This window comes from Hydrogenophaga sp., from assembly GCF_014773545.1.
In the GTDB taxonomy this organism is placed as follows: Bacteria; Pseudomonadota; Gammaproteobacteria; order Burkholderiales; family Burkholderiaceae_C; genus Hydrogenophaga.
The window spans coordinates 130,465-155,057 of sequence record NZ_SDDV01000005.1; the positions used below are offsets into that span (position 1 = coordinate 130,465).

Sequence of the window (24,593 nt, forward strand, 5' to 3'; positions counted from 1 at the left end):
TCGCCTTTTGCATGGTGGTGGGTGCTGACGGGCTCGAACCGCCGACCTACGCCTTGTAAGGGCGCCGCTCTACCAACTGAGCTAAGCACCCCACCGAAAAAACTGGCTCGCCACAGGCAACCGACACGCCTGGGAGAACCGCTTCAGCGCCGTCATTTGAACACGGTGCAGTTGTGATTCTAAACGTGTGATTCTAAACGCAGCCCGGCATGCTGCACGTCAGCGGCTTCAGATCGGTGCGCGCGACACCTGAGCAGCTATTGCACGCCCCAGATCGGCCGTGCTGGCGCTGCCGCCCAGATCGGGGGTGCGCGGCGCATCACTGCCCGGCTGCAGCACGGCTTCTATGGCCTGCATGATGGCGGCGTGCGCTGCTGGATAACCCAGAAAGTCCAACATCAGGGCGCCGCACCAGATTTGGCCGATCGGGTTGGCTATCTGCCGCCCGGCAATGTCGGGTGCCGAGCCGTGCACCGGCTCGAACAGCGAGGGAAATTTGCGCTCGGGGTTGAGGTTGGCACTGGGTGCTATGCCTATGGTTCCGGTGCAGGCCGGCCCCAGGTCGCTCAGGATGTCACCGAACAGATTGCTACCCACCACCACGTCGAACTGATCCGGGCGCTGCACGAAGTGGGCGCACAGGATGTCGATATGAAACTGATCGACCCGCACGTCGGGGTAGTGTTTGGCCATTTCGGCCACCCGCTCGTCCCAGTACGGCATGGTGATGGCAATGCCGTTCGATTTGGTGGCGCTGGTCAGGAGTTTGCGTGGCCGCGAGCGCGCCAGCTCGAAGGCGTAGCGCAACACGCGGTCGACCCCGATGCGCGAGAGCACGGTTTCCTGCATGACGATCTCGCGCTCGGTGCCAGCATACATGCGCCCGCCGATGCTGGAGTATTCGCCCTCGGTGTTCTCGCGCACGATCACCATGTCGATCTCGCCCGGCTGGCGCAGGCTGCCGTCGCGGCGCAGCACCAGAGCCCTCACGCCGGGCATGAGTTTGGCCGGTCGCAGGTTGACGTATTGGTCAAACTCACGGCGAAATTGCAACAGCGAACCCCAGAGCGAAATGTGGTCCGGCACCTTGTCTGGCCAACCCACGGCGCCGAAGTAGATGGCGTCGTGGCCCCCGATCTGCTGCTTCCAGTCGTCGGGCAGCATCTGGCCGTGTCGCTCGTAGTAGTCGCAACTGGCAAAGCCGAACCGGTCGAACTGCAAGTCGATGCCGAAGCGGACTGCCGTCGCCTCCAGCACGCGCAGACCCTCGGGTACGACTTCCTGGCCAATGCCGTCACCGGCAATGACTGCGATGCGATGTTTGCTCATGATGAAACAGGCTTTCAGGGGTTTTTTGGCACGCGCACGACCAAGCTCACACCCAGCGCCGTCAGCGCCACGCCGACCACCGTCACGAATGTGATCGGTTCGCGAAACAGCAGCCAGGCCAGCAGCGCGGTACACGGCGGCACCAGATACATGAGACTGGTAACTGAGGTCGCGGCGCCGCGCTGAATCAACAGGTAGAGCAGCGAACTCGCGCCCAGGGTCAGCCCCAGCACCGACCAGGCCATGGCCGCACCGAGCTCCCAGTTGAAAGCGCCGCCGGCGTCAAACCAGCGCATGGCATCGGTTTCCAGCAAGGCCAGCGGCAAAGTCACCAGCAGCGCGGCGAGCAACTGCACGGTGTTGGCGCTGCGCACGTCGCATGCCTGGACAAAACGCTTTTGATACAGCGTGCCGGCCGTGATGGCGCACAGCGCGAGCACGGCAAAGCTCAGATTGAACCAGGTGGCCTGGTCGCCCGGCGCACCGCTGCCCAATTTATGCCAGACCACCAGCACCAGGCCCAGAAAACCCAGCCACAAGCCGAGCCACTGCCGGCGTGTCACGCGCGCGCCGGTGCCTGATAGCCAAACGGCGGTCAGCACCGGTTGCAAACCGACGATCAGGGCAACCAGCCCCGCCCCCATGCCTGCATTCACCGCCACCCAGACGCCGCCGAGGTAGCCCGCGTGCATCAGCACGCCGGTCAGCGCCAGGTGCAGCCACTGCAGGCGCTGCCGGGGCCAGTGCACGCCGGCGTACCAGATCCAGGGCAAAAAACACAGAATCGACAGCACGTAGCGCAGCGCCAGAAACTGCAGCGGCGGCGCATGCGGCATGGCGTAGCGCGCGACGATGAAGCCGGTGCTCCAGATCAGCACAAAGGCCCAGGGCATGGGACGCAGCCAGGCGTCTTGGGTGGCCTGCGCGCTCATGGCTGCGTCAGCGCGCGCGAGCGCGTATCTCGGGCAAGGCTTTGTACAGGTAGTACACCATCGACCAAACGGTCAGCACCGCCGCCGCCCAGATCAACCAGGTACCCCACAGCGCGGTGTCCACCACACCGAACAGCGTGCCGTGAAACAGCAAGAATGGAATGGCCGTCATCTGCACCAAGGTCTTGATCTTGCCGAACATGTGCACCGCCACGCTTTGGGTGGCGCCGATCAGCGCCATCCACTCGCGCAAAGAGGAAATGACGATTTCACGCCCGATGATGATGAGCGCCACGAACACGTCGGCGCGGTCTAGGTGCACCAGCACCAGCACACAGGCGCAGACCAGAAATTTGTCTGCCACCGGGTCCAGAAAAGCCCCGAAGGCCGAGGTCTGATTGAGCCTGCGCGCCAAGTAGCCGTCGGCCCAGTCGGTCAGCGCAAACACCACGAATAGCACGGTGGCAATCAGGTTTTGCTGCGCCGCACTGATACCCTCCAGATAGAACACGCCGACGATGATGGGTATGGCGACGATGCGGGCCCAGGTCAGCAGGGTGGGAAGATTAAAAAACATCGGGCGATTATCCATCCCATCCATCACAAGCCCAGCAGTTCCAGCGCCAGCGCCAGCCGGGCCTTGACGGCAGACAGGCCGCCAGCGTCCGCAAAAGACCGGCCAGCGGGGGAGATCACCCGACCACGCGCACAGCGGCTGGCGCGTCGCACCTGCACGCCTTGCGCCTGCGCTTGCAGCAAGGCGGCCTCCAAGGCCTGGTGCAAGGTGCCGTTGCCGCTGCCGGCCACCACCAAGCCGCGCAGCGCCGGCTCTTGGGGCGCAGCGGCCTGCGCCAGCAAGGACCGCACCAGCGACCCATCGGCGTCGGCGTGGCTGTAGAGCAGGTCCACCCGCGGCAAGGCCGATACTTGCTGCAAGCACGGGTTGGCCTGCAGGTTGCAGGCGGCACCCGCAGGCGCCGTTGGCCAGCAGCGGAACTGGCGCACCTGTCCTTGCTCAACCACGGCCAGCGGCCCGGCATCGCCAGAGTCAAAGGCGTCGAGCCGGTAGGTGTGCGTCTTGACGACATCGACCGCGCCATGCACCTGCCCGGCACACACCACCAGCACGCCGCGCGCACCCGGGTGCTGGGCCACGACCAGCGCATCGCTGAGGTTTTGCGGTCCATCGGCCAGCAAAGCGTCGGCCGCACGCATGGCGCAGGTCAGCAGCACCGGCTTGCCCGGCTGCAAGACCCGGTGCAAAAAATAAGCCGTTTCCTCCAGCGTGTCGGTGCCGTGGGTGATCAGCACGGCCCCCACCTCGGGGCGCTGCAAATGAAAGCTCAGACGCGCCGCGAGTTTTTTCCAGACCGAAAACCCCATGTCCTTGCTGTCGATCTGCGCCACCTGCTCGATCTCCAGCGGCACGGCGAGTCGATGCGGCAGCGTCGCCAGCAAGGCGCCAACGCTCAACTGCGCCGCCTGGTAGTCAATGTCGTCCCCGACTGTTGTGCTGCGTCCGGCAATGGTGCCGCCGGTGCCCAGCAGCACCAGTCTGGGCAGCGGTGCGCTATCGGCCAAGCCAGCCAGAGCGTCGCTCATGGAAAACCCCTTTTGTTGCGATTGAAAGGTTCAATCGACGCGCAGCCAACACCCGTCGGGCGTTGGCGCCAGCATCTGACCGATCGGCGCCGCCGCAGAAAAACCGTGTTGCCGAAACAGCGCCAATACCGCTGGCACAACCTCTGGCGCACAGGACACCAGCAAACCGCCGCTGGTTTGTGGGTCGCACAGCAGCGCCTGATCGAGCGGGTGCAGGTGCGAGGCCAGTTGCACCTGGTGGCCGTAGGCGGCCCAGTTGCGCCCAGAGGCACCCGTTACCAGACCGGCGCAGGCCAGTTCGCGCACGCCTTCGAGCAAGGGCACGCGCGCCATCTCAAGCTGGGCGCAGGCGCGGGAGCCACGCGCCATCTCCAGTGCATGACCGGCCAGACCAAAGCCGGTGACATCGGTCAGCGCGTGCACGCCTGCCAGCGCGGCCAGCGCCGGGCCCGGCGTGTTGAGCTGGGTGCTGCAATCGATCAGCCGGGCGTAGCCAGCGGCTGACAAAGCGTCTTTCTTCAGCGCCGCCGAGAGCACACCCACGCCCAGCGGCTTGCCCAGAATCAGGCAATCGCCCACCTGGGCGTCGGCGTTGCGCTTGATGCGCTGCGGGTGCACCAGACCGAGCACGACCAGACCGTAAATCGGCTCGACCGAGTCGATGCTGTGGCCGCCGGCAATCGGAATGCCGGCCGCGCGGCACACGCTGTGACCACCGGCCAAAATTTTGCCAATGGTCGCGCTCGAGAGCCGCGCGATCGGCATACCCAGCAGGGCCAGCGCCATGATCGGTGTGCCGCCCATGGCGTAGACGTCGCTGATGGCGTTGCAAGCGGCGATGCGGCCAAAGTCAAACGGATCGTCGACGATGGGCATGAAAAAGTCGGTGCTGGCAATCAGCGCCTGTTCGTCGTTGAGCCGGTAGACCGCCGCGTCATCGGCGGTTTCTATGCCGACCAGCAATTCGGGTGGCAGCGGCATGGCGCTGGCGCTGGCGCTTTGCAGCAGCTCACGCAACAAGCCAGGAGCGATTTTGCAGCCGCAGCCGCCGCCGTGCGACAAGCTGGTCAGGCGCGGCTCGGGGGCCGCAGTGGCTTGACTGGTTTGCATACGGGCGCGCCGACTCAATGTGTGCGCACAGCGTCGTCAGGCGGCGGCGTTGTTGGCAAAAAAATCTGGGCCGCGTCCACCGGGTCAAAGCGGTACTGGGCGCCGCAGAATTCGCACGCCACCGCCACCTGTCCTTGCTCGGCCAGCACCGACTCCACTTCGTCGCGCCCCAGGCCACACAACATAGCGGCCACGCGCGCGCGCGAACACGTGCAGGCAAAACGCGGCCCCTGCGCACCGGTCAGTGGCTCGAAATGGCGCAGGTCCTCTTGCCAGAACAAGCGGTGCAACAGGGTCTGAGCGTCCAGCCCCAGCAATTCGTCGCGCTGCAAGCTGGCCGCCAGCAGCGCGATGCGCTTGTAGTCTTCGTTCTGACCCAAGACGTCGGCCGCGGCGTGGCTGCCGCCCAGATTGGCCACCCCTTGCAGGGGTAGACGCTGAATCAGCAGGCCGGCGGCCACCTGCTCATTGGCCGCCAGCACCAGCCGGGTGTCGAGTTGCTCGCTTTGCCGCATGTAGTGGCCTATCACGTCGCTGAGTTGTTCCAGTTGCTCATGCTGCTCGTCCAGCAGCGGCACCACGCCCTGATACGGTTGCTGACCGGGCAGGCGGTCTTTCGGGTCGAGCGTGATGACGCAGCGGCCGTGGCCGTGGCGGTTGACCAGTTGTGCCAGCGGCGCCTGCGCCGCCACATCGCCCTGCACGGTGGCACTGGCACGCAGGCTGAGGTCGGGCTGCACCTCGGCCACCGCCAGCTTGAGCGGCCCGTCACCCATGATCTGCAGGATCAGCGCCCCGTTGAACTTGATGTTGGCCTGCAGCAGTGTGGCTGCGGCCGTCATTTCACCCAACAGCCGACTCACCGGCGCCGGGTAGCCTCCAGCTTGCGCACGGCGGCGCAACACGTCTTGCCAGGCGTCGGTCAGGCGCACCAACATGCCGCGCACCGGCAGGCCCTCAAACATGAATTTATGGAGTTCGGACAATGGATGTTTCCTCGCTTGGCGGCTGATTATCGGTCGTTGCCCAGGCAGTGCACCCTGAGGTCTTGTTCATGACTATGCACCGCCTTGCAATTTGCCTGACCAAGCGCAACGCAGCGCGGACCGCTGGGCGCAGGGTACTGCAGCACGTGGACGGCCAATGGGATGACCGGGCATGGCCAGGCGCTGCTCAGAGGGCATTGCTCGCCGCACAGCAGCGACAGCGGCACGGTCAGGCCGTGAAAACCGCCCCGTGATCGCGGATTCGCCCAGGGCTTAAATCTCCAGTTTGGAGCCCAGCTCGATCACCGCGTTGTTCGGCAGGTTCAGGAACTCGGCCGCCGCCCCGGCGTTGTGGTGCATCTGGGCAAACAGCTTCTCGCGCCACAGCGACATGCCCTTGCCCAGCCTGGGCACCACCAGGTCGCGCGAGAGGAAGTAGCTGGTCAGCATCGGATCGATCTCGCAGCCCCGCCCGCGCATCAGCGTCAGCGCCTTGGGCACATCGGGGTCGTTCTTGAAGCCGTAGTGGATCACGACTTCCCAGCAATCGCGCCCCAGGGGTTTGACTTCCAGCCGCTTGTCCAGCCCGATCCAGGGCAGCTCGTGGCTGCGCACGGTGACGAACAGGTTCTGCGCGTGCAGCACCTTGTTGTGCTTGAGGTTGTGCAGCAGCGCATGGGGCACGGTGCCGGTTTGGGCAGTCAGGAACACCGCCGTGCCCGCCACGCGAACCGGCGGTGCCATGAACACCGCCTCCAGGAAGCTGTCGAGGTCAATGGCCTCGGCCTGCTGCGCCTTGGCCATCATGGCCCGGCCTTGCTTCCAGGTCATCATGAGCATGAAGACCACAGCACCGATGGCCAGCGGGAACCAGCCGCCGTCGAACAGCTTGAGCAGGTTGGAGCTGAAGAAAGCCAAATCCACCACAAAGAAAAACCCGGTTGCCAGCAGGCACAGCCACAACGGGTATTTCCAGCCGTAGCGGATGACAAAAAAGGCCAGCACCGTGGTGATGAGCATTTCCAGCGTGACGGCGATGCCATAGGCCGCGGCCAGATTGGAGGAGGACTTGAACATCACCACAGCAAGCACCACGGCGGTGAACAGGGCCCAGTTGACGAACGGGATGTAGATCTGGCCGGTGTCGCGCACGCTGGTGTGGCGGATGTTCAGGCGCGGCAGGTAGCCGAGCTGGATTGCCTGCCGGGTGACGCTGAACGCGCCGGTGATGAGGGCCTGCGAGGCAATCACCGTGGCCATGGTGGCCAGGCCCACCAGCGGCAGCAGGGCCCAGTCGGGCGCCATGTTGAAGAACGGGTTCTTGACCGCGTCGGGGGCTTCCAGCAGCAGCGCGCCCTGACCGAAGTAGTTGAGCGTCAGGCAGGGCATGACGATGGAAAACCAGGCCACCCGGATTGGCCTTTTGCCGAAGTGGCCCAGGTCAGCGTAGAGCGCTTCGCCGCCGGTCACGCACAGCACCACCGCGCCCAGGATGATGAAGGTGGTGCCCGGCTGCTCCCACATGAAGCGCAGCGCGTGGTGCGGGCTGAAGGCGACCAGGATTTCCGGATGGTCAATGATCTGAACCACGCCGAGCACGGCAATCGTCAGAAACCACAGCACCGTGATCGGGCCGAAGAACTTGCCGATGCCGCCGGTGCCGCGCTTTTGCACGAAAAACAGTGCGAACAGCACCAGCAGCGTGATCGGGATCACGTACTGCTTGAAGGCGGGCGAGACGACCTCCAGGCCCTCGACCGCCGACAGCACCGAGATGGCCGGCGTGATCACGCCATCGCCATAAAAGATCGCGGTGCCGAAGATGCCCATGACCAGCAGCCACTTGCGCAGCTCGGGCTTGTCTTTCACCGCCTGCGAGGCCAGCGCCAGCATGGCGATCAGTCCCCCTTCGCCGTTGTTGTCGGCCCGCAGCACCAGCACCACGTACTTCAGCGAGACGATGACGGTGAGCGTCCAGAAGACGATGGACAGCACGCCGTAGACGTTGTCGTGGGTGAAGGGAACGTGGCCGGACCCGAAGATCTCTTTGATGGCGTACAGCACCGAGGTGCCAATATCGCCATAGACCACACCGATGGCGCCCAGGGTGAGCGCAGCGAGCGAGGATTTGTTGGAAGACACAAAAACACCCGGGACTTGTCGACCCGGGTTCGGCTGTCAGGATGGGGAGCGATTCTGCGCTCGCGGCCCGCCATTTGCCAGCGGGGTATTTCGCTGAAAGGGTCATGGCGTGGCACATATTGCAATGCAGCAATTTCAGTGGTAAGGTCGACCCACCAGAACACCGCAGAACCCACACCCCTTCGGCGCGGCATGCCTGTTGAGCAGGAGGCGGTGGAACCGCGCTTCGATCCGCTCAGGACGGGCCACTCGCATCGCCCAAGGGGCTGAGCGCGATGGGGTGGGTCTTATTTGTCGTTTTCGGCGTCCGGTTGCGCGCGTCGCCAGGGGCAGGAGGGCTAAAGTAAGTGCCATTCCGTTTCAGGAGACCTTCATGCCCCGCACCACCGACCGCCTGCCTTTCCCCTACCGGCCTGAAGCCGCCCTCGTTGCCCAGCGCCTGGCCTGCCTGCAGGGTGCGCTGGACTGGGCCGCCGCCGCCCAGGTGGCCGCGCCCTGGGTGCGCGCGGTGCGCGAGAACCCGCCCCCGTTCTGGGCCATGGAAAGCCTGCTCAAGGAATACCCCATTTCCAGCGCCGAAGGCCTGGCCCTGATGCGCCTGGCCGAGGCCTTGCTGCGCGTGCCCGACGCCGAGACCGCGATTGCGCTGACCGCCGACCAACTGGGTCGTGCTGACTTTGATGGCGCCACCGACTCGACTTTGGCCAGACTGTCTTCGACGGCGATCGCCATGTCCAAACACTTCCTGCCGGGTGCCGGCCAGGAGCCGGGCCTGATGGCCAAGCTGGGTGCCAAAACGGTGGTGGCCGCCACGTTGCGCGCGGTGCAACTGCTGGGCCGCCAGTTCGTGCTGGGCCAGACGATCCGCGAGGGCATGCAAGAAGCTGCAGCGGCGCGCAAACAACGGGACCGCTTGCGCTTGAGCTTCGACATGCTGGGCGAGGGCGCACGCACCGCAGCGGATGCCTTGCGTTACTTGAGCAGCTACGAGCACGCCATCGCCGCCATCGCCCAGGGCGCCGACCCGGCGCGCCACCCGGCGCAGAAAGACGGTATCTCCATCAAGCTCAGCGCCCTGCACCCGCGTTATGAAGACGCGCAGCACGAGCGCGTGATGAACGAACTGGTGCCGCGCGTGTGGACCTTGTGCCGCGCGGCGGCGGCGGCCCACATCAACCTCACCATCGACGCCGAAGAGGTGGACCGGCTGGAGCTGTCGCTCGACGTGTTCGACGCGCTGGCGCAGCGGGTGGCCGAACATTGCCCGCAGTGGCAAGGTCTGGGCTTGGCCATGCAGGCCTACCAGACCCGCGCGCTGGAGCTGATCGGCCACATCGTGTCGCTCGCCCGACGGCACCAGATCAAGTTCATGTGCCGCCTGGTCAAGGGCGCCTACTGGGACGCCGAGATCAAGCGCGCGCAGGAACAGGGCCTGCCTGCCTACCCGGTGTTCACCCACAAACAGCACACCGACGTGAGCTACCTGGCCTGTGCCAAGGCGCTGCTGGACGCTCCGGACGCGATATTCCCGCAGTTCGCCACGCACAACGCGGGCACCATCGCGGCGATCCTGCAACTCGCGGCCCGCCTGGCGGTGCCGTTCGAGTTGCAAAGACTGCACGGCATGGGCGAAGGCATCTACCGCGAAGTGCTGAAGAACCCGCTGGTCGCCTGTCGTGTGTATGCCCCGGTGGGTGCACACCGCGACCTGCTGGCCTACCTGGTGCGCCGGTTGCTGGAGAACGGCGCCAACTCGTCTTTCGTGCACCAGCTGGCCGACGAGTCGGTGGGCATGGATCAATTGTTGATTTCACCGCTGCGCCTTCAACCCCAGCCCTCGTTGCCGTTGCCCGTGGATATCTACGGCGCCGCGCGCACCAACAGCAGCGGTCGCGACCTGAGCGTGATCGCCCAGCGCGACGAGCTGCTGACTGCGCACGCGCAGACGGCGGTGGCGCTAATGACCCAGGCGCGCGTTGAAGATGCCACTGCGGCTGTGACCCGCGCCACCGAGGCCTTCGGTACCTGGAGCCGCACACCGGTGGCGCAGCGCGCCGCCGTGCTGCGCTTTGCCGCCGACACGCTGCAACAGCAGCAGCCGCGTTTCTGCGCCCTGCTGGTCAAAGAGGCGCACAAGACCTGGGGCGACGCCGTGTCCGAGCTGCGCGAGGCGGTGGATTTTCTGCGCTATTACGCCAACGAGGCAGAGCGTGTGATGGCGCCGCAGGCCTTGCCCGGCCAGCGCGGTGCAGTGACGCTGGGCATCACGGGCGAGAGCAACGTCCTGCGCCTCGTTGGCCGGGGCGCCTGGGTTTGCATCAGCCCCTGGAACTTCCCGCTGGCCATCTTTATGGGCCAGGTGGCGGCCGCGCTGGCCACCGGCAACACGGTGCTGGCCAAGCCGGCCGAGCAGACGCCGGCGGTGGCGCTCGAAGCCGTGAAACTGCTGCACGCTGCGGGTGTTCCCGCCGACGTGCTGCAGCTGCTGCACGGCCCGGGCGAGACCGTGGGCGCGGCGCTGGTGGCAGCCCCCGGCGTGGCCGGCGTGGTGTTCACCGGCTCGACCCAGGTGGCCAAGATCATCCAGCGCGCGCTGGCAGCGAAAGACGGGCCCATCGTGCCGCTGATCGCCGAGACGGGCGGCATCAACGCCATGCTGGTGGACAGCACGGCGCTGCCCGAGCAGGTGGCCGACGCGGTGCTGCAAAGCGCCTTTCGCAGCGCAGGCCAGCGCTGCTCGGCGCTGCGCCTGCTGTGCGTGCACGAGGCCATTGCGGACGGTGTGATCGAGATGATCCAGGGCGCTGCGCGCGAGCTGGTGGCGGGCGATCCGTCGCTCCTGTCGACCGACCTCGGCCCGGTGATCGACGCCGAAGCCTTCGACCACATCCAGCGCCACGTCGCGCGCCTGCGCGGCAGTGCCAAGAACCTGCTGCCCGAGACCCCGCCGGCGCAGGCCTTGCCCCACCTGATCGCGCCGCAGATGTTCGAGGTGAAGGCCATCGGGGAGGTCAGGCAGGAAATCTTCGGCCCGGTGTTGCAGGTGCTGCGCTGGAGCGGCGACCCGATGGACGTGATCGGCCAAATCAATGCGCTGGGTTACGGCTTGACGCTGGGCATCCAGACCCGCATCGACAGCCGCGCGCAGGCGCTGGCGGCGGCCGCGCGCGTGGGCAACGTCTACGTCAACCGCAACATGATTGGCGCCGTGGTGGGCGTGCAGCCGTTTGGTGGCGAAGGCCTGAGCGGCACCGGGCCCAAAGCGGGCGGGCCGCACTACCTGCTGCGTTTCTGTGCCGAGCGCACGCTCAGCATCAACACCGCCGCCGCCGGGGGCAACGTGGCCTTGTTGGCGGGCCCAGCGGCTTTCGCTCATGCCCGCTAGCGCGCAACACGATAAAGCAATACCCCACCAGTACCCGCAGCCCTGTGCGACAAGCGCTGGTTGATGGCTGCATTGTCTTGGCGCTGGTTTTTTAGCATTTTGAGGCCCGCTGGTCCCGGCCTGTCGCCGACAATCGGGTCTCCATTGAAGCCCATTTCCATGCCCCACACCGCCCCTCTTTTTGACGACTTGGCGCCCGCCCCGGCAGCCGCCCGCTCGGCCACCGGCCTGAGCGTGCAAGCCCCAGGCCCGACCCGGCTGTCTGCCGCTGCGCGGGCCTTCAACCTGCAATTGACACGCATCGACAAGCTCAAAAGCCAGCTGCAGGAGCTGGACACGCTGGGCCAGGCGCACCGCCATGCCTTGCACCAGAGCGTGACCCCGCTGCAAAAACGCCAGGCCCAGTGCATGCGCGAGATGGCGCTGAGTCTGGACGTTCGGCTGCAGGGCAAGCTGCTGAGCGCCCTGCAGCGCAAAACCGCGCAACAGATTTTGTGCAGCCTGGCCCTCGCACTCGCACAGGACGGCCACGCCGACATGGTCGCGCTGCACGACCGCCACAACCCGCGCAGCCTGGCCCAACTGGACCAAGACCATGCCGACGAGCTGCGCGCGCAGATCGAGGCCGCACTGGGTGAGCCGCTGGAGGCCGCGCAAGAAGGCGCCAGCGCCGACGAGCTGCTGCACGAAGGCATGGCGCGGTTGCGCCAGTCGGTGCAAGACGAACAGGCGCGTCGCCGCGAAGCGGCGGACCAGCGCAAGGCGCGCAAGAAGCCTGGCGCCACGAAAAGTAAAGCGCAGGTCCAACTGGACGACGCCGAAACCACGCTGCGCAGCCTGTTTCGCCAGCTGGCCAGCGCGCTGCACCCGGACCGCGAACCCGACGTGCAGGCGCGTCTGCACAAAACGGCGCTCATGAGCGAGGCCAATGCCGCCTACGGCCGCAAAGACCTGGTCGCCTTGATGCAGATTCAGCAACGCGCCACCTTGGCAGACCCCGATGCCGCCGCGCGCCTGAGCGACGAAAAGCTGGCCGCCTTGACGCTGCTGCTGAAACAGCAGGTGGCCGATCTGGAGCGCGAACGCGCTGGGCGACACGACCAGTTGGCCACTGAATTCGACCTTCCGTTCGGTTTCGGCGTCACGCCCAAGACGCTGCAAATGGTGCTCAACGAGCAGGTGTTCGAACTGGAGGACGCGCTAAACCACATGGCGCGCGACCTAGCGCGTGTGCAGGACGACGCAGAGCTCAAGCGCTGGCTGACCGAGCAGCGCAACGAAACCAAGCGCCAGATGCGTGAGCAGCGTGAGCAGACTCGGGGTGGGGGGTTCTTCTTTTGAGGTGCTGGGCGTTCAACACGACCACGCTGGCGCCAGCCGCTCAGTAGTCACCCCCACCGGCCAGGCTCTCAAAGCGCGTCAGCATGTTCAGGAACGCCAGCTTGACGACCCCGGTGGGGCCGTTGCGCTGCTTGCCTATGATGATCTCGGCTACGCCCGGCTCTTTGCAGGCGTCCTTGGTGTAGTACTCGTCGCGGTAGATGAACATGATGATGTCGGCGTCTTGCTCGATGGCGCCGGACTCGCGCAGGTCGCTCATCATGGGCCGCTTGTCGGTGCGCGACTCGACGCTGCGGTTGAGCTGCGAGAGCGCAATCACCGGGCACTGCAACTCCTTGGCCAGCATTTTCAGGCCACGCGAAATTTCACCCAATTCGGCAGCGCGGTTGTCGCCGTCCGAGCCGCTGCCGCTCATCAGTTGCAGGTAATCGACCACGATCAGCCCGAGCTTGCCGCACTGGCGCGACAGGCGCCGCGCGTTGGCGCGCAAGACGCTGGCGGTCAGGCCCGGGGTTTCGTCGATGTGCAGCGAAACGTTGCGCAGTTTTTCTATCGCCTCGGTCAGGCGCGGCCATTCGTCATCGGTCAGTTTGCCGTTGCGCAAATGGGTCTGATTGATGCGACCAATCGATCCGACGATGCGCACCGCAAGCTGCGAAGCGCCCATTTCCATCGAAAACACCGCCACCGGCAGGCCTTCGTTGAGCGCCACGTGTTCGGCGATATTGATCGCAAATGCGGTTTTTCCCATCGACGGCCGTGCCGCCAGCACCACCAAATCGCCCGCCTGCAAGCCGCAGGTCATGCGGTCGAGGTCGATGAAGCCGGTCGGCACGCCGGTGATGTCGTTCGGGTTGTCGGCCATCTCTTGCACGCGGTCGAGCAGATCGACCACCAGCGTGTCCATGCCCTGAAAGCCCTCTTTCATGCGCGAGCCTTCTTCCCCGATGTTGAAGATTTTTTGCTCGGCTTCATCCAGGATTTTGTCCACCGCCCGGCCTTGGGTGTTAAAGGCAGTGGTGGCGATTTCGTCGCTGGCGGTGATCAATTTGCGCAAAATGGCGCGCTCGCGCACGATCTCGGCGTAGCGGCGAATATTGGCCGCACTCGGCACGTACTGCGCCAGCGCGTTCAGGTAGGCCAGCCCACCCGCATCGTCGGCCTTGCCCAGGTTTTGCAGGTGTTCGTACACCGTCACCACGTCGGCCGGCTTGTTGGCGTTGACCAGAGTGGCTATGGCAGCGTAGGCCAGGCGGTGTTCGTAGCGGTAGAAGTCGGCGTCGTGTAACAAGTCGGCTACCCGGTCCCAGGCGCCGTTGTCTAGCAGCAAACCGCCCAACACGCTGGACTCGGCCTCGACCGAATGCGGCGGCACGCGCAACTGTGCCAACTGCCGCTCGGCACCGGCCATCGGCCCGTCCAGGCCGAGATCAAAAGGTGGAAGGGTGCGCGAAAAAACGACAGACATGAATGTTCTTTGGGTGGGAATGACACACGACGCTGATCAGCAATGGCGCCGAGCGCTTGGGTCGGTGGCGGGTGGGGGATAGGGGCCAGCGCCGGTGGACGCCGTCACGACGAAGCCGCCGCGGCGGCACCAAAGACCTGGGCCAACGCGTTGATGGTACGAGCAAACCGCAGCCAAGTCACGGCACAAGGCGGTGGAAAACAACTGCACAAGCTGTGGATAGATTGTGCGCAACGGTTGCACCCGAACGCCCGCTGGCAGCCGGCCGTCCCACCTTGTCAGACCCCCGTATCCGCGCCGCAATATCCCGCTGCCTGCGCAGAAATGCCTTGTCTGGCGAAAAAATCCACCGGTTTCAGTTTGTCAAGCCATTTGCAAAAAACTGCATCAGGAAATGATGCTGGCTTTAACTCAAGGCAGCACGCAATTCGCGCACCCGCTGGGCCAGCGCTTGCCGCCCGATGGCGTCGTCGGATTGGGCAAGATAGGTCTCCAGATCGCTTAAGGCACGCCTGTGGTCGCCCACTTCGGCCCAGGCCAGGCCGCGGTCGCGGTACTCGTCCCAGGCTTTGGGAGACAAGACGAGCAAGCGGTCTTGCACCGCAATCAGACGCTGCCAGTCTTGCTGCGTGCGGTGAATGTCTTTCAGGTTGTACAAGATGCGCGCCAGCATGTCGCGTGGCGCGGCCGCCTGCAGATACAAACCGGCGGGCACGTCGAAATCGTCAATCAGGCCGTTGCGGCGCTTGTAGGGTTCCAGGCGCTCGGACAGGTCTTCACGGCTGAGCGACTGACCAGTGAACGGGTCTATCACCACCTGACCGTGCGGCAGCGTGACCTTGACCAGGAAATGGCCGGGAAAGTTGATGCCACATGCCTTCATGCCCAGGCCCTGGGCCAGCTCCAGCCAGAGCACGGCCAGCGTGATCGGAACACCGCGGCGCGTGCGCAGCACCGAACTGAGGTAGCTGTTCTGCGGGTCGTGGTAGTCGTTGCGGTTGCCGCCAAAGCCCAGGTCTCGAAAGAAGAACTGATTCAGCGTGCGCAGCCGCTGCAGCGGGTCAGCGACATCGGTGCAGCGCCGTCGCAGCCGCGCCAACAACTGATCGACCTCACCCAACACCTGCTGCACGTCGAGTTCGGGGTGTTCGTCCAGCGCGATCGCGGCAGCGGCTTCAAGCAAGGGCACGTGCTCGGACTCACCGACCAGGGCGGCAAAATAGCCCAGCGGCGTGGGCACGGCAGCAAAGTCAAATGCAGAGGGCATGCAAAGGGCCAAGTCAGAACAAATCGGCGGCGGCAACAGGCGCTATTTTCGGACGAATTGGCGCAGATTCAAACCACTGATCAACAAGGTCAGAAAATACAGCAGCACGGCGGCGACCACAAACAGCGCCAGCAGGCCAGCACGCTGCAGCCGCCGGCCATCAAAATCGAGCCAATCGAACTGCGCAACGGCCCAGCCCAGAAACAGCCCCAGCAAGGCGCTGGCAAACGCCACGCGCAGCGCAAAGAGCAACCAGCCCGGGCGTGGCGTGTAGGCACCGCAGCGGATCAAGCCCAGCAACAGCCACAAGGCGTTGACCATGGCCCCGATGCCGATCGACAGCGCCAGCGCGGCGTGCGCCAGGTGCGGCACCAGCAGCACATTCAGGCATTGGGTGAACACCAGCACCACGATGGCGATTTTCACCGGCGTGCGAATGTCTTGCCGGGCGTAAAAACCGGGCGCCAACACCTTGATGGCGATCAGCCCGAGCAGGCCGACGCCGTAACCCATCAGCGCCACAGCGGTCTGGCGCGCGTCGGTGTCGGTGAAGGCGCCGTTGTGGTAAATCACCGCCACCAGCGGTTGGGCAAAAATCAGCAGCGCCAGCGCGCTAGGAACCGCCAGCAGCACCGCCAGACGCAAGCCCCAGTCGAGCAGACCGCTGTAGCGCGGCGCGTCGTCGGCAGCGCTGGCGGCGGCCAGTTGCGGCAGCAACACCACACCCAGCGCCACGCCCAGCAAAGCGGTCGGAAACTCCATCAAGCGGTCAGCGTAGGTCAGCCAGCTCACGCTGCCGGTGGCCAGGTGCGAGGCGATCTGGGTGTTGATGAGCAGCGAGAGCTGCGCTACGCTGACGCCCAGCAGCGCCGGCAGCATCAGCGTGGTGACGCGGCGCGTGCCGGGGTGGGCCCAGGCCGCGCGCAACGCCGACCAACGCAGCCCGATGCGCGGCAACAGGCCCAGGCGCAGCAGCGCCGGAATCTGCACCGCCAGTTGCAACACACCGCCCAGCAAGACGCCACCGGCCATGGCGTAAATGGGTTCTATGCCCTGCGCCCCGAACCAGGGTGCGCCCCAGTAGGCGGCGGCGATCATGGCGACATTGAGCAGCACCGGGGTGGCGGCCGGCACGGCAAAACGCCGCCAGGTGTTCAAAATACCGGCCGACAGCGCCACCAGCGACATGAAGGCGATGTAGGGAAACATCCAGCGCGTCATGAAAACAGCGGCGTCGAAGCTGGCCGGGTCTTGTTTGAGGCCGCTGGCCATGGCCCAGACCAACACCGGCGCGCCCAGCACGCCCAGCACACAGGTCAGGGTCAGCGCCCAGACCAGTACGGTGGCGATCTGATCGATCATCTGCCGGGTGGCGGCGTTGCCCTCTTTGGCCCGCACGCCGGCCAGCACCGGCACAAAGGCCTGGCTGAAAGCCCCTTCAGCAAACAGGCGGCGCAGCAAATTCGGGATGCGAAAAGCGACGTTGAAAGCGTCGGTCAGGGCACTGGCGCCAAAGGTGGCGGCCATCAGCATCTCGCGCACCAAGCCAGTGATGCGCGAGAGCAGGGTCAGCAACGAAACCAGAGTAGCGGATTTGAACAAAGACACGCCGCGAGTGTATCGGCTGCCAGCACGGCCCGATCCCGAGTTAGACGCAAGCTGGCGCGGTCATGCTAAAATGGTGGGCTTTGCTGGCAACATCTCCAAACATGTAAAGGAAATCGATCATGGCAACCAAGCCGAAGAAAAAAAACCCCCGCCTGGCGTCCGGGCGCAAGCGCGTGCGCCAAGACATCAAGCTCAACGCCGCCAACACCTCGCTGCGCTCGAAGTACCGCACGGTGGTGAAAAACGTTGAAAAAGCCGTGCTCAGCGGCGACCGCGAGCGCGCAACCGAACTGTTTGCCAAGATGCAGTCGGTGGTTGACATCGTTGCCGACAAAGGCATCTTCCACAAAAACAAGGCCGCGCGCGACAAAAGCCGCCTGGCTGCCAAAGTCAAGGGTCTGGCTGCCGCCGCCGCAGTCTGATACCCCGCAGCCCGCGCGCCCTCGGGCGTGCGCCGTTTGAAACCGGTGCGCTGCCAGCAAAAATGAAACAGCCGCCTGCGGGCGGTTTTTTCATGTCCGCACCCATGTCCACACCCTGCCCGCTATGCTTGCCGGGTGAACGTCGTCCACCTGCTGCTGCCCGATTTCGCACTCATCTTGTGCGGCTATCTGGTGTGCCGCTTCACGCCGCTCAACCGCAGCGTCTGGCAGCCGGTGGAAAATCTGGTTTACTATTTTCTGTTCCCGGTGCTGCTGTTTCACTCGATCGTGAAAAGCCCGCTGGAGCTGGAGCAGACCGCCAGCTTGCTGCTGGCCGGTGTCGGGCTCGGCCTGGGTGGCATTGCGCTGGCGTATTCGCTGCCCTACTGGCCCTGGCTGGGAAAACACATAGACCCGCGGCTGCACGCTGCCAGCGCACAGGTCGGCTTTCGATTCAACTCCTTTATTGCGCTGGCACTGGCCAGCCAACTGGCTGGGGCGCCTGGGCTGCTGATGGTGGCGATGCTGATTGGCGTGTGTGTGCCGCTGTTCAACGTGGCGGCGGTCTGGCCCATGGCCAGGCACGCCAAGAAAAGTGTGCGGCGCGAGCTGCTGCGCAACCCCTTGATCATAGGCACCGTTTGCGGCCTGAGCGCCAACCTGCTCGGGTTTTCACTGCCAGCGTGGATCGAACCCACGTTCAGCCGCATCGGACAGGCCGCGCTCGCGCTGGGCCTGCTGGCCGCCGGGGCGGGCCTGCAATTCGGTTCACTGGCGACAGCCAAGCTGCTCGGGGTCGGGGTGTTGACGGTCAAGCACCTGGCGCTGCCGCTGCTGGCGCTGGGCCTGGCGCTGCTGCTACAGCTCGATGCCACCCAGACCACGGTGCTGCTGATGTTCTCGGCCCTGCCCACTGCATCAAGTTGCTACGTGCTGGCTGCCCGCATGGGTTACGACGCGGCGCACGTGGCCGGTCTGGTTACGCTGTCGACGCTGCTGGGCATGGTGAGTCTGCCGTTCGCAGTCGGTCTGCTGGCCCGCTGGGCCGGTGGCTGAAGCCGTCGCCTCAGCGCTGCAGCAGCAACTCGATGCGCCGGCCAATGCGCGCCGCCTCCTCGGTTGCTGCACCGGCCTGCGCGTGCTGCTGCTGCACGCGCAGCCAAGCCAGCAGCGGACGGCGCCAACCCTGCTGCGATGCGGTCTGCACCGCCAAGTCAAGCAGCTCGGGCGTGGCCTGGCCGCGCCGCAGCAACACGCCCGCACCGACCAGGCGCGCCAGCGGGTCATCGATGGCGGCCAATGCAGCCAGCGTCGGTGCGTCCCCGGCAGCGCCCAGCAAGCGGCGCTGCGCCGGCGGCAGCAGCGCCGCATCACCCGGCCGTGCAAGCCCGGCCAGGTAGCGGGCGTAGGCCTGCTCAGGCGCGGCGGCGTCTGCCAGCAAGGCCTCGAACCCCTGGCAAGGCTCGAATTCGAGCGCCGCCACCCGGCTGGCGCAGCGCAGCAGCTCCAGCCGGGCCAGCAGATCGGGCCGGGCGCTGCGCGCGATTTCGCTGCGCGCGCGCGCAAACTCGGCCGCTTCGACGCGGACGTCGCCACGCAGCCAGGCGGCAATGGCGCGCTCGGCGCTGGCCTTGGCGTTGCTCTGCCAGTCTGGTGCCGGCGCGCTGGCGCAGGCCGTCAGCAGCACCAGCAGCGCCAGCAGCAGCGGCAACAAGGCCGCAGCGGGGCACGGGAGCGCGCCGTGCGGGCGCATCGACAAGCAGGTCTTGGACGTGTTCACGGCAGCACAATCTCGGTCTCGCGCGCAAACGGCCAGCGGCGGTTGATGTCGCTCAGCAAGTGGTCGATCTGGCGCAAACCAGCCTCAACTTCGGCGCGCAAAACACCCAGGTCGGCGCTGGCGGTGCGCGTGTTGCCGGCTATGGCCTGCGCGTCAAGCAGCACCGCGTCTACTTTTTGCAGGCTGGCGCGGGCAGCGCTGAGCAAACCGTTGAGCTGCTGCACGCTGGTGCGCAGGTCACTGACCAAAGCACCCTGCCCCGGTGCGGCCCCTTGACCAAACAACTGCCGGTCGGCGTTGGCGCTCAGACCGTCAAGCCGCAGCAGCAGCGCGTCGGCGCGCGCCAGCAGCGCGTTGCTGCGCTCGATGGTGTTGATCACCCGGTTCGCGTCGGCTTCGTTGCCCATCAGCACGCCCAGGCCACCCTGCCGGCCTTTGAGTTTGCTGCTCACTTGTTGCAAGTTGGCCAAGCTCTGCGCCAACGCGGCGTCGGCGCTGGTGAGCGCGTTCAGGTTGTTTAGCAGGTCGCGAATGGAGGCGGTTAGGCGTGGAATTTCGGCTGCCGCATCGCCGCGCAACACTTCACGCACGGCGCCGTCTTCGAGCACGGGATCGGTCATGATGCCGCTGAAGGCGCGGATGCGCGTCGCCCCCACCAGGCCGCGCTCCATGGTGAAAATGCTCGAACTGCGCAGCCAATGGGCGTCGCGCCTGGGCACGTCGATCAGAATGCGGGCCCGGCCGTCGGCCGCGAGTTCAATGCGCGCCACCCGGCCAATGGGAAAACCAGAAAAAGTCATGTCCATGCCGACCACCACGCCCTCGGAGTCGTCCGACACCAGCACCAGGCGCTGCGTGCTCTCGAACACGCCGCGTGCATACAACACATACAGCGCTGCACCCAGCACCAGCGCCAACAGCAATAGCAGCAGCAAGGATGCCTTGAATTCGAGGTTTTTCACCGGCGCCGGCTCGGCTGCCGGGACGGATGCGGGCTTCAAGGGTGGATTCATATCGGATCAATAATAATTGCCCACCAGCGAGACGATGTTGATCAGCAGCAGCACCGAGAACAAGCGGGCGAACTCACCCATGTCGCTGCGCCTGGTGTAGCCGCCGCGGGCGTCGCGCTGCGCACAGCCGGCCAGCGGAACGATCGCCACCGCCAGACTGAAAAACAAGGTTTTCAGGCTGAAAATCAATATCATGCTGGGGGTGAAGACGCTGCCGACGTTGCGCGTATAAGACGGCAGACCCCAGGGCGAAAAGCCGTAGACGGTGAAATACGTCAGCAGCAAGGCCACCATGCTGCTGACTGCGGCCAGCAGCAAAACCGAAAAAAAACTGCCCAGGGCACGCGGCAGCAGTTCGCTGCGCAACAACTGCTGCGGGTCTGGCGCGGCGCCGCCACGCAGTTGCAGCGCCAGTTGCTGGCGCACGCGCTGGGCACCGGGCATGGCGTAGCGCAAGGCGACGAACAGGGCCGCATAGAGCGGAATGAGCTCCAGCACCAGCGTGCGCACCAAGACCTCGAGCGCAAATTGCGACAGACCATAGCTGTAGGCAGTGGCTACCACGATGCGGATCAGCACCAGGCTGATGAGCGCCGAGAGCACGACAAACCCAGTCAGCAGCGGCGCGCTGGCCAGGTAAATCTGACTCAGCACCGCCCGGCGCTGGGCACCTGCGCGGTAGCTTGACGGCACAAACGCCAGCAGTACCATCTGCGCGCCCAGCAGCAACACCCCCCAGCAGGTGCCGACGCCGGCACGCAGCGTGCGGCCCCAGCGGCTGCAGATGTGGCGCACGGCAGAATAAAGCTTCATGTGCGCATGATAGTGCGCGCCGGACCTGCGTCGCAACAGCCAAGCGCTACACGCTCAGCCCTGTGCCAGCGCCCAGGCCACGTGCTCGCGCACCAGGGCGCTGGGGTGTTTGGCGCGCGTTTGCAGGGCAGCACGCAGACGGGCGCGCTGCTCAGGAGCGACGCTGGCGCGCAGCGCGTTGCCCAGCGCCAACGCCACATTGCGCAGCCAGCGCTCGTGCCCGATGCGACGAATTGGGTTGCCGGCGCTGCGCAGCAAGAATTCCGCTTCGCTCCAGGCCAGCAATTCGATCAGGCTGGCACCCTCGAGTCCGGCGCGCGGGTCGAAATCGGGCAGCGGGCTGCGCTGCGCGAACTTGTTCCAAGGACAAACCAACTGGCAGTCGTCACAGCCATAAATGCGGTTGCCCAACAGCGCGCGCAGCTCCAGCGGAATCGCGCCGGCGTGTTCGATCGTCAGGTAAGAGATGCAGCGGCGTGCGTCCAAACGCTGCGGCCCCACGATGGCCTGCGTCGGACAGGCCACCATGCAAGCCTTGCAAGCACCACAGTGCGCCGCCACGGGTGCGGTGGCAGGCAAGGCCAGGTCGAGGTAAATCTCGCCCAGAAAGAACATCGAGCCCGCGCTGCGGTTGAGCACCAGGGTGTGCTTGCCGCGCCAGCCCTGACCGCTGCGAGTGGCCAACTCGGCTTCGAGCACCGGCGCCGAATCGGTGAAAACGCGCTGACCCAGCGGCCCGACCGCTGCGGCAATGCGCTCGGCCAGACGCTGCAAGCGCACACGCAACACCTTGTGATAGTCGCGGCCGCGGGCGTAGAGCGAGACCACCGCTTCCTCTGGCCGCTGCAGGCGCTCCAACTCCTGCGCCTGCCAGTTGATCTGGGTCTGGCGCGGCAGATAATCCATGCGCGCGGTCACCACACTCAGCGTGCCTGGCAGCAGCTCGGCTGGTCGCGCGCGCGCCATGCCGTGGCGTGCCATATAGGCCATTTCACCGTGAAACCCGGCCGCCAGCCAGGCCCGCAAACCAGGCTCGGCCGCCGAAAGATCAACATCGGACACGCCAATTTGTGAAAATGCAAGCTCCCGGCCCCAGGCCTGAATCTGCGAGACGAGTTGAGTAGCATCAAAACCGGGCTTCATGTCCCACCGATTGTAGAAACGACTGCCGCCGGCGACCCGGCGCTCGGGCCGGTCTGGCACGGCTATTGGAGCGACGAAACAGACACGCAAGCCTTTGCCCGCCAACTGGCCACCTGCCCGGCGCTGGCGCACAGCACGCTGACGCTGCGCGGCGACCTGGGCGCGGGCAAGACCACCCTGGTGCGCCACCTGCTGCGCGCGCTCGGTGTGCGCGGGCACATCAAAAGCCCCACCTACGCGGTGGTCGAGCCGCACAGCGCAATCGACTGCCCGCTCATGCCGGCCGGCGAACCGCTGCAGATCTGGCATTTTGACTTTTATCGCTTCAACGACGCGCGCGAATGGGAAGACGCTGGTTTGCGCGAACTTTTTGCCAGTCCCGGCCTCAAGCTGGTCGAGTGGCCCGAGCGGGCCGCCGATTTCATGCCCCCGGTAGACGCCGAGATCGACATCGAGCCCGACCCCATGCGCACCGACCCCGATCACGACGGCGCGCGCCGCGTGCGCGTGCGCGCCCACTCCCCCACCGGCCGCTTGCTGCTGGCGGTGCTGGCGACATGAGACGCGCCTACCATCCAAACCGGCGCACGCTGCTGTGCACGGGCTCGCTGGTGCTGCTGCTGGGCACGCAACAACTGGCCCATGGCGCCAGCGTGGTGGCGGTGCGCATCTGGCCGGCACCCGAATACACCCGAGTGACGATCGAGTCGGACGCTGCGCTCTTGGTGCGCCACACCCAGATGACAAACCCGCTGCAACTGGCGGTTGACATCGAGGGCGTCGACCTGGTGGCTGGACTGCACGAACTGGTCGGCCAGCTCAGGGCCAGCGACCCCAACATCGCCAGCATTCGGGTGCAGCCGCTGGACGCCCGTCAGGTTCGCTTGACGATCGATCTCAAACAAGCCATCAAACCGCAGGTGTTCAACCTGGCGCCGGTGGCGGCGTTTCAGCACCGGCTGGTATTTGACCTCTACCCGCTCAACGCGCCCGACCCGCTGCAACAATTGATTGCCCAGCGCAACCGTGAACTCGACGCCGCCAGCGAACGCGCGGCCCGCTGGCTCGGACTGGAACCGCGCACAGCCACCGGCACCGCTGCGCCCGCCAGCACAGCGCCGGCAGCGAGCAGCACGCAGACCAGCGACCCGCTCGGTGCGCTGATTGCCCAACGCGCGCCGAGCGCGCGCCCGGGCGTTGCGGGCGGCACGCCACCTGCTGCGCCTGCCGTTGCCGCAGCAAGGACAGCGGCCAGCACTGCCCTCACCAGCCCGGCCAGACCCGCCACGCCAGTCCTTGCCAACCCGAGTCGACCCGCTGCGCAGACGCGCCGCCACACCGAGCGTCTGATCATTGTCGCGCTCGACCCCGGCCACGGCGGCGAAGACCCGGGCGCCATCGGCCCCGGCGGCACGCATGAAAAAACCGTGGTGCTGCAAATCGCACGCCGGCTGCGCGAGCGCATCAACGTCAGCCGTGTCAACGGCAATCCGATGCGCACCTTCATGACGCGCGACGCCGACTTCTTCATCCCGCTGCAGCGGCGGGTGGAAAAAGCGCGACGCGTGCAGGCCGACCTGTTCATCAGCCTGCACGCCGACGCTTTTTTCACGCCACGTCCGCAAGGCGCCAGCCTGTTCGTGCTAAGCACCCGGGGCGCCAGCAGTGCGGCAGCGCGCTGGATGGCGCAACGGGAAAATGCCGCCGATCTGGTCGGCGGCGTCAACCTGAGCGGCCACGACAGCAGCCTGCATCTCACCTTGTTCGACATGAGCACCACCGCACAAATCAACGACAGCCTCAGAGTCGGCCGCTCCATGCTGGGCGAGGTGCGTCAGGTCGCCCGCCTGCACAAGCCGCAAGTCGAACAGGCCAACTTTGCCGTGCTGCGCGCACCCGACATTCCCAGCGTGCTGGTGGAGACCGCCTTTATCAGCAACCCAGACGAAGAAAGACGCCTTAACAGCGAGGCGCACCAAAACGCCCTGGCCGACGCGCTGCTCAGGGGCATCGTGCGCTATTTCGAGCGCAATCCGCCGCTGGCGCGCAATCGGCAGGTGTGACGGCGCTCTCTGCACCCGGCATCAGAAGCGATCGTCCAGCGCAGGCGAAATCGGTTGCAGCAAGGAAAAAGGGGTTGCTTTCACGTGAAAACAACCCCTCTGCATTTTTGGTAGGCGCGATTGGACTCGAACCAACGACCCCCACCATGTCAAGGTGGTGCTCTAACCAGCTGAGCTACGCGCCTGCTA

20 protein-coding genes, 2 tRNA genes and 1 pseudogene are annotated in these 24,593 nt (G+C 65.6%); 6 read left to right on the forward strand and 17 right to left on the reverse strand.

All coding sequences use genetic code 11. The annotated features are described in order from the left end of the window. Positions 1 to 15: 15 nt before the first annotated feature. The 9 genes and pseudogenes from EST26_RS05455 to EST26_RS05495 all read right to left on the reverse strand — a co-directional run bounded on the left by EST26_RS05455 (position 16) and on the right by EST26_RS05495 (position 8,101). Positions 16 to 91 (reverse strand) — tRNA-Val (locus EST26_RS05455). A gap of 137 nt (positions 92 to 228) precedes the next feature. Then, on the reverse strand, positions 229 to 1,329 hold the full coding sequence (locus EST26_RS05460; protein WP_291065968.1) for a tartrate dehydrogenase: 1,101 nt from the start codon (positions 1,327 to 1,329) through the stop codon (positions 229 to 231). A 14-nt stretch (positions 1,330 to 1,343) separates the two neighbouring features. Continuing rightward, entirely contained in the window at positions 1,344 to 2,261 is a 918-nt protein-coding gene (locus EST26_RS05465; RefSeq protein WP_291065970.1) for a DMT family transporter, read from the reverse strand. A gap of 7 nt (positions 2,262 to 2,268) precedes the next feature. Then, on the reverse strand, positions 2,269 to 2,838 hold the full coding sequence (pgsA, locus tag EST26_RS05470; RefSeq protein ID WP_291065972.1) for a CDP-diacylglycerol--glycerol-3-phosphate 3-phosphatidyltransferase: 570 nt from the start codon (positions 2,836 to 2,838) through the stop codon (positions 2,269 to 2,271). A 23-nt stretch (positions 2,839 to 2,861) separates the two neighbouring features. Further along, complete coding sequence (locus EST26_RS05475) at positions 2,862 to 3,863, reverse strand: asparaginase (protein WP_291065974.1); 1,002 nt, start codon at positions 3,861 to 3,863, stop codon at positions 2,862 to 2,864. A 30-nt stretch (positions 3,864 to 3,893) separates the two neighbouring features. After that, a complete protein-coding gene (selD, locus tag EST26_RS05480; protein ID WP_291065976.1) occupies positions 3,894 to 4,973 on the reverse strand; it encodes a selenide, water dikinase SelD in 1,080 nt (359 codons plus the stop codon). A 14-nt stretch (positions 4,974 to 4,987) separates the two neighbouring features. Continuing rightward, positions 4,988 to 5,959: an Hsp33 family molecular chaperone HslO gene (locus tag EST26_RS05485; protein ID WP_291065977.1), complete on the reverse strand. Its 972-nt coding sequence runs from the start codon at positions 5,957 to 5,959 to the stop codon at positions 4,988 to 4,990. A 47-nt stretch (positions 5,960 to 6,006) separates the two neighbouring features. Beyond that, positions 6,007 to 6,198 (reverse strand): annotated as a pseudogene (locus tag EST26_RS05490) (protocatechuate 3,4-dioxygenase); the annotation flags it as partial. Positions 6,199 to 6,232: 34 nt separating this feature from the next. Then, positions 6,233 to 8,101, reverse strand: coding sequence for a potassium transporter Kup (locus EST26_RS05495; protein WP_291065978.1), 1,869 nt, complete (start codon positions 8,099 to 8,101; stop codon positions 6,233 to 6,235). A 373-nt stretch (positions 8,102 to 8,474) separates the two neighbouring features. Between EST26_RS05495 and EST26_RS05500 the strand changes: the two genes are divergently transcribed. Further along, the gene (locus EST26_RS05500; RefSeq protein WP_291065979.1) at positions 8,475 to 11,486 is read left to right on the forward strand and encodes an L-glutamate gamma-semialdehyde dehydrogenase; all 3,012 of its coding nucleotides are present in this window, start codon (positions 8,475 to 8,477) and stop codon (positions 11,484 to 11,486) included. A gap of 159 nt (positions 11,487 to 11,645) precedes the next feature. Next, positions 11,646 to 12,827 carry a hypothetical protein gene (locus EST26_RS05505; protein ID WP_291065980.1) on the forward strand — a complete coding sequence of 394 codons (1,182 nt, stop codon included), beginning with the start codon at positions 11,646 to 11,648 and terminating at the stop codon, positions 12,825 to 12,827. 40 nt (positions 12,828 to 12,867) lie between these two features. Here EST26_RS05505 and dnaB read toward each other — a convergent pair whose 3' ends face one another. The 3 genes from dnaB to murJ all read right to left on the reverse strand — a co-directional run bounded on the left by dnaB (position 12,868) and on the right by murJ (position 17,170). After that, positions 12,868 to 14,238: a replicative DNA helicase gene (dnaB, locus tag EST26_RS05510; protein WP_291066067.1), complete on the reverse strand. Its 1,371-nt coding sequence runs from the start codon at positions 14,236 to 14,238 to the stop codon at positions 12,868 to 12,870. 463 nt (positions 14,239 to 14,701) lie between these two features. Next, positions 14,702 to 15,562, reverse strand: a complete 861-nt coding sequence (locus EST26_RS05515) for a transglutaminase-like domain-containing protein (RefSeq protein ID WP_291065981.1) — start codon at positions 15,560 to 15,562, stop codon at positions 14,702 to 14,704. A 42-nt stretch (positions 15,563 to 15,604) separates the two neighbouring features. Beyond that, positions 15,605 to 17,170 (reverse strand): murein biosynthesis integral membrane protein MurJ, encoded by a 1,566-nt coding sequence (murJ, locus tag EST26_RS05520; RefSeq protein ID WP_291065982.1) that lies wholly within the window; start codon positions 17,168 to 17,170, stop codon positions 15,605 to 15,607. Positions 17,171 to 17,289: 119 nt separating this feature from the next. Between murJ and rpsT the strand changes: the two genes are divergently transcribed. Beyond that, the gene (gene rpsT, locus EST26_RS05525; RefSeq protein WP_291065983.1) at positions 17,290 to 17,592 is read left to right on the forward strand and encodes a 30S ribosomal protein S20; all 303 of its coding nucleotides are present in this window, start codon (positions 17,290 to 17,292) and stop codon (positions 17,590 to 17,592) included. Between the two features lie 135 nt (positions 17,593 to 17,727). Beyond that, a complete protein-coding gene (locus EST26_RS05530) occupies positions 17,728 to 18,648 on the forward strand; it encodes an AEC family transporter (RefSeq protein ID WP_291065984.1) in 921 nt (306 codons plus the stop codon). Positions 18,649 to 18,658: 10 nt separating this feature from the next. On the opposite strand, the gene EST26_RS05535 is transcribed toward EST26_RS05530, so the two are convergent. From EST26_RS05535 to queG, 4 genes are read right to left on the reverse strand one after another with little or no spacing between them, the layout of a single operon-like run. Further along, positions 18,659 to 19,372 (reverse strand): hypothetical protein, encoded by a 714-nt coding sequence (locus EST26_RS05535; protein ID WP_366474402.1) that lies wholly within the window; start codon positions 19,370 to 19,372, stop codon positions 18,659 to 18,661. Beyond that, on the reverse strand, positions 19,369 to 20,385 hold the full coding sequence (locus tag EST26_RS05540; RefSeq protein WP_291065985.1) for a mammalian cell entry protein: 1,017 nt from the start codon (positions 20,383 to 20,385) through the stop codon (positions 19,369 to 19,371). Before EST26_RS05540 ends, EST26_RS05535 begins: the two co-directional genes overlap by 4 nt. Positions 20,386 to 20,391: 6 nt before the next feature. Beyond that, positions 20,392 to 21,198, reverse strand: coding sequence for an ABC transporter permease (locus tag EST26_RS05545; protein ID WP_291065986.1), 807 nt, complete (start codon positions 21,196 to 21,198; stop codon positions 20,392 to 20,394). 54 nt (positions 21,199 to 21,252) lie between these two features. After that, a complete protein-coding gene (queG, locus tag EST26_RS05550) occupies positions 21,253 to 22,302 on the reverse strand; it encodes a tRNA epoxyqueuosine(34) reductase QueG (protein WP_291066071.1) in 1,050 nt (349 codons plus the stop codon). 48 nt (positions 22,303 to 22,350) lie between these two features. Here queG and tsaE point away from each other — a divergent pair, with 48 nt between their 5' ends. Together tsaE and EST26_RS05560 are read left to right on the forward strand one after the other, a co-directional pair. Further along, a complete protein-coding gene (gene tsaE / locus EST26_RS05555) occupies positions 22,351 to 22,902 on the forward strand; it encodes a tRNA (adenosine(37)-N6)-threonylcarbamoyltransferase complex ATPase subunit type 1 TsaE (protein WP_291066074.1) in 552 nt (183 codons plus the stop codon). Then, the gene (locus EST26_RS05560) at positions 22,899 to 24,404 is read left to right on the forward strand and encodes an N-acetylmuramoyl-L-alanine amidase (RefSeq protein ID WP_291065987.1); all 1,506 of its coding nucleotides are present in this window, start codon (positions 22,899 to 22,901) and stop codon (positions 24,402 to 24,404) included. The genes tsaE and EST26_RS05560 overlap by 4 nt, the downstream gene beginning before the upstream one ends. A gap of 108 nt (positions 24,405 to 24,512) precedes the next feature. On the opposite strand, the gene EST26_RS05565 is transcribed toward EST26_RS05560, so the two are convergent. Next, positions 24,513 to 24,589 (reverse strand) — tRNA-Val (locus EST26_RS05565). Positions 24,590 to 24,593: the final 4 nt, after the last annotated feature.

What these genes read in the sequence shown, in the direction of transcription:
- EST26_RS05465 (WP_291065970.1), bottom strand. Translation starts at nt 2,261, where the DNA reads ATGAGCGCGCAGGCCACCCAAGACGCCTGGCTGCGTCCCATGCCCTGG.
- EST26_RS05515 (WP_291065981.1), bottom strand. Translation starts at nt 15,562, where the DNA reads ATGCCCTCTGCATTTGACTTTGCTGCCGTGCCCACGCCGCTGGGCTAT.
- dnaB (WP_291066067.1), bottom strand. Translation starts at nt 14,238, where the DNA reads ATGGCCGGTGCCGAGCGGCAGTTGGCACAGTTGCGCGTGCCGCCGCAT.
- EST26_RS05505 (WP_291065980.1), top strand. Translation starts at nt 11,646, where the DNA reads ATGCCCCACACCGCCCCTCTTTTTGACGACTTGGCGCCCGCCCCGGCA.
- EST26_RS05460 (WP_291065968.1), bottom strand. Translation starts at nt 1,329, where the DNA reads ATGAGCAAACATCGCATCGCAGTCATTGCCGGTGACGGCATTGGCCAG.
- pgsA (WP_291065972.1), bottom strand. Translation starts at nt 2,838, where the DNA reads ATGTTTTTTAATCTTCCCACCCTGCTGACCTGGGCCCGCATCGTCGCC.
- EST26_RS05475 (WP_291065974.1), bottom strand. Translation starts at nt 3,863, where the DNA reads ATGAGCGACGCTCTGGCTGGCTTGGCCGATAGCGCACCGCTGCCCAGA.
- EST26_RS05545 (WP_291065986.1), bottom strand. Translation starts at nt 21,198, where the DNA reads ATGAAGCTTTATTCTGCCGTGCGCCACATCTGCAGCCGCTGGGGCCGC.
- rpsT (WP_291065983.1), top strand. Translation starts at nt 17,290, where the DNA reads ATGGCAACCAAGCCGAAGAAAAAAAACCCCCGCCTGGCGTCCGGGCGC.
- EST26_RS05540 (WP_291065985.1), bottom strand. Translation starts at nt 20,385, where the DNA reads ATGAATCCACCCTTGAAGCCCGCATCCGTCCCGGCAGCCGAGCCGGCG.
- selD (WP_291065976.1), bottom strand. Translation starts at nt 4,973, where the DNA reads ATGCAAACCAGTCAAGCCACTGCGGCCCCCGAGCCGCGCCTGACCAGC.
- EST26_RS05560 (WP_291065987.1), top strand. Translation starts at nt 22,899, where the DNA reads ATGAGACGCGCCTACCATCCAAACCGGCGCACGCTGCTGTGCACGGGC.
- EST26_RS05500 (WP_291065979.1), top strand. Translation starts at nt 8,475, where the DNA reads ATGCCCCGCACCACCGACCGCCTGCCTTTCCCCTACCGGCCTGAAGCC.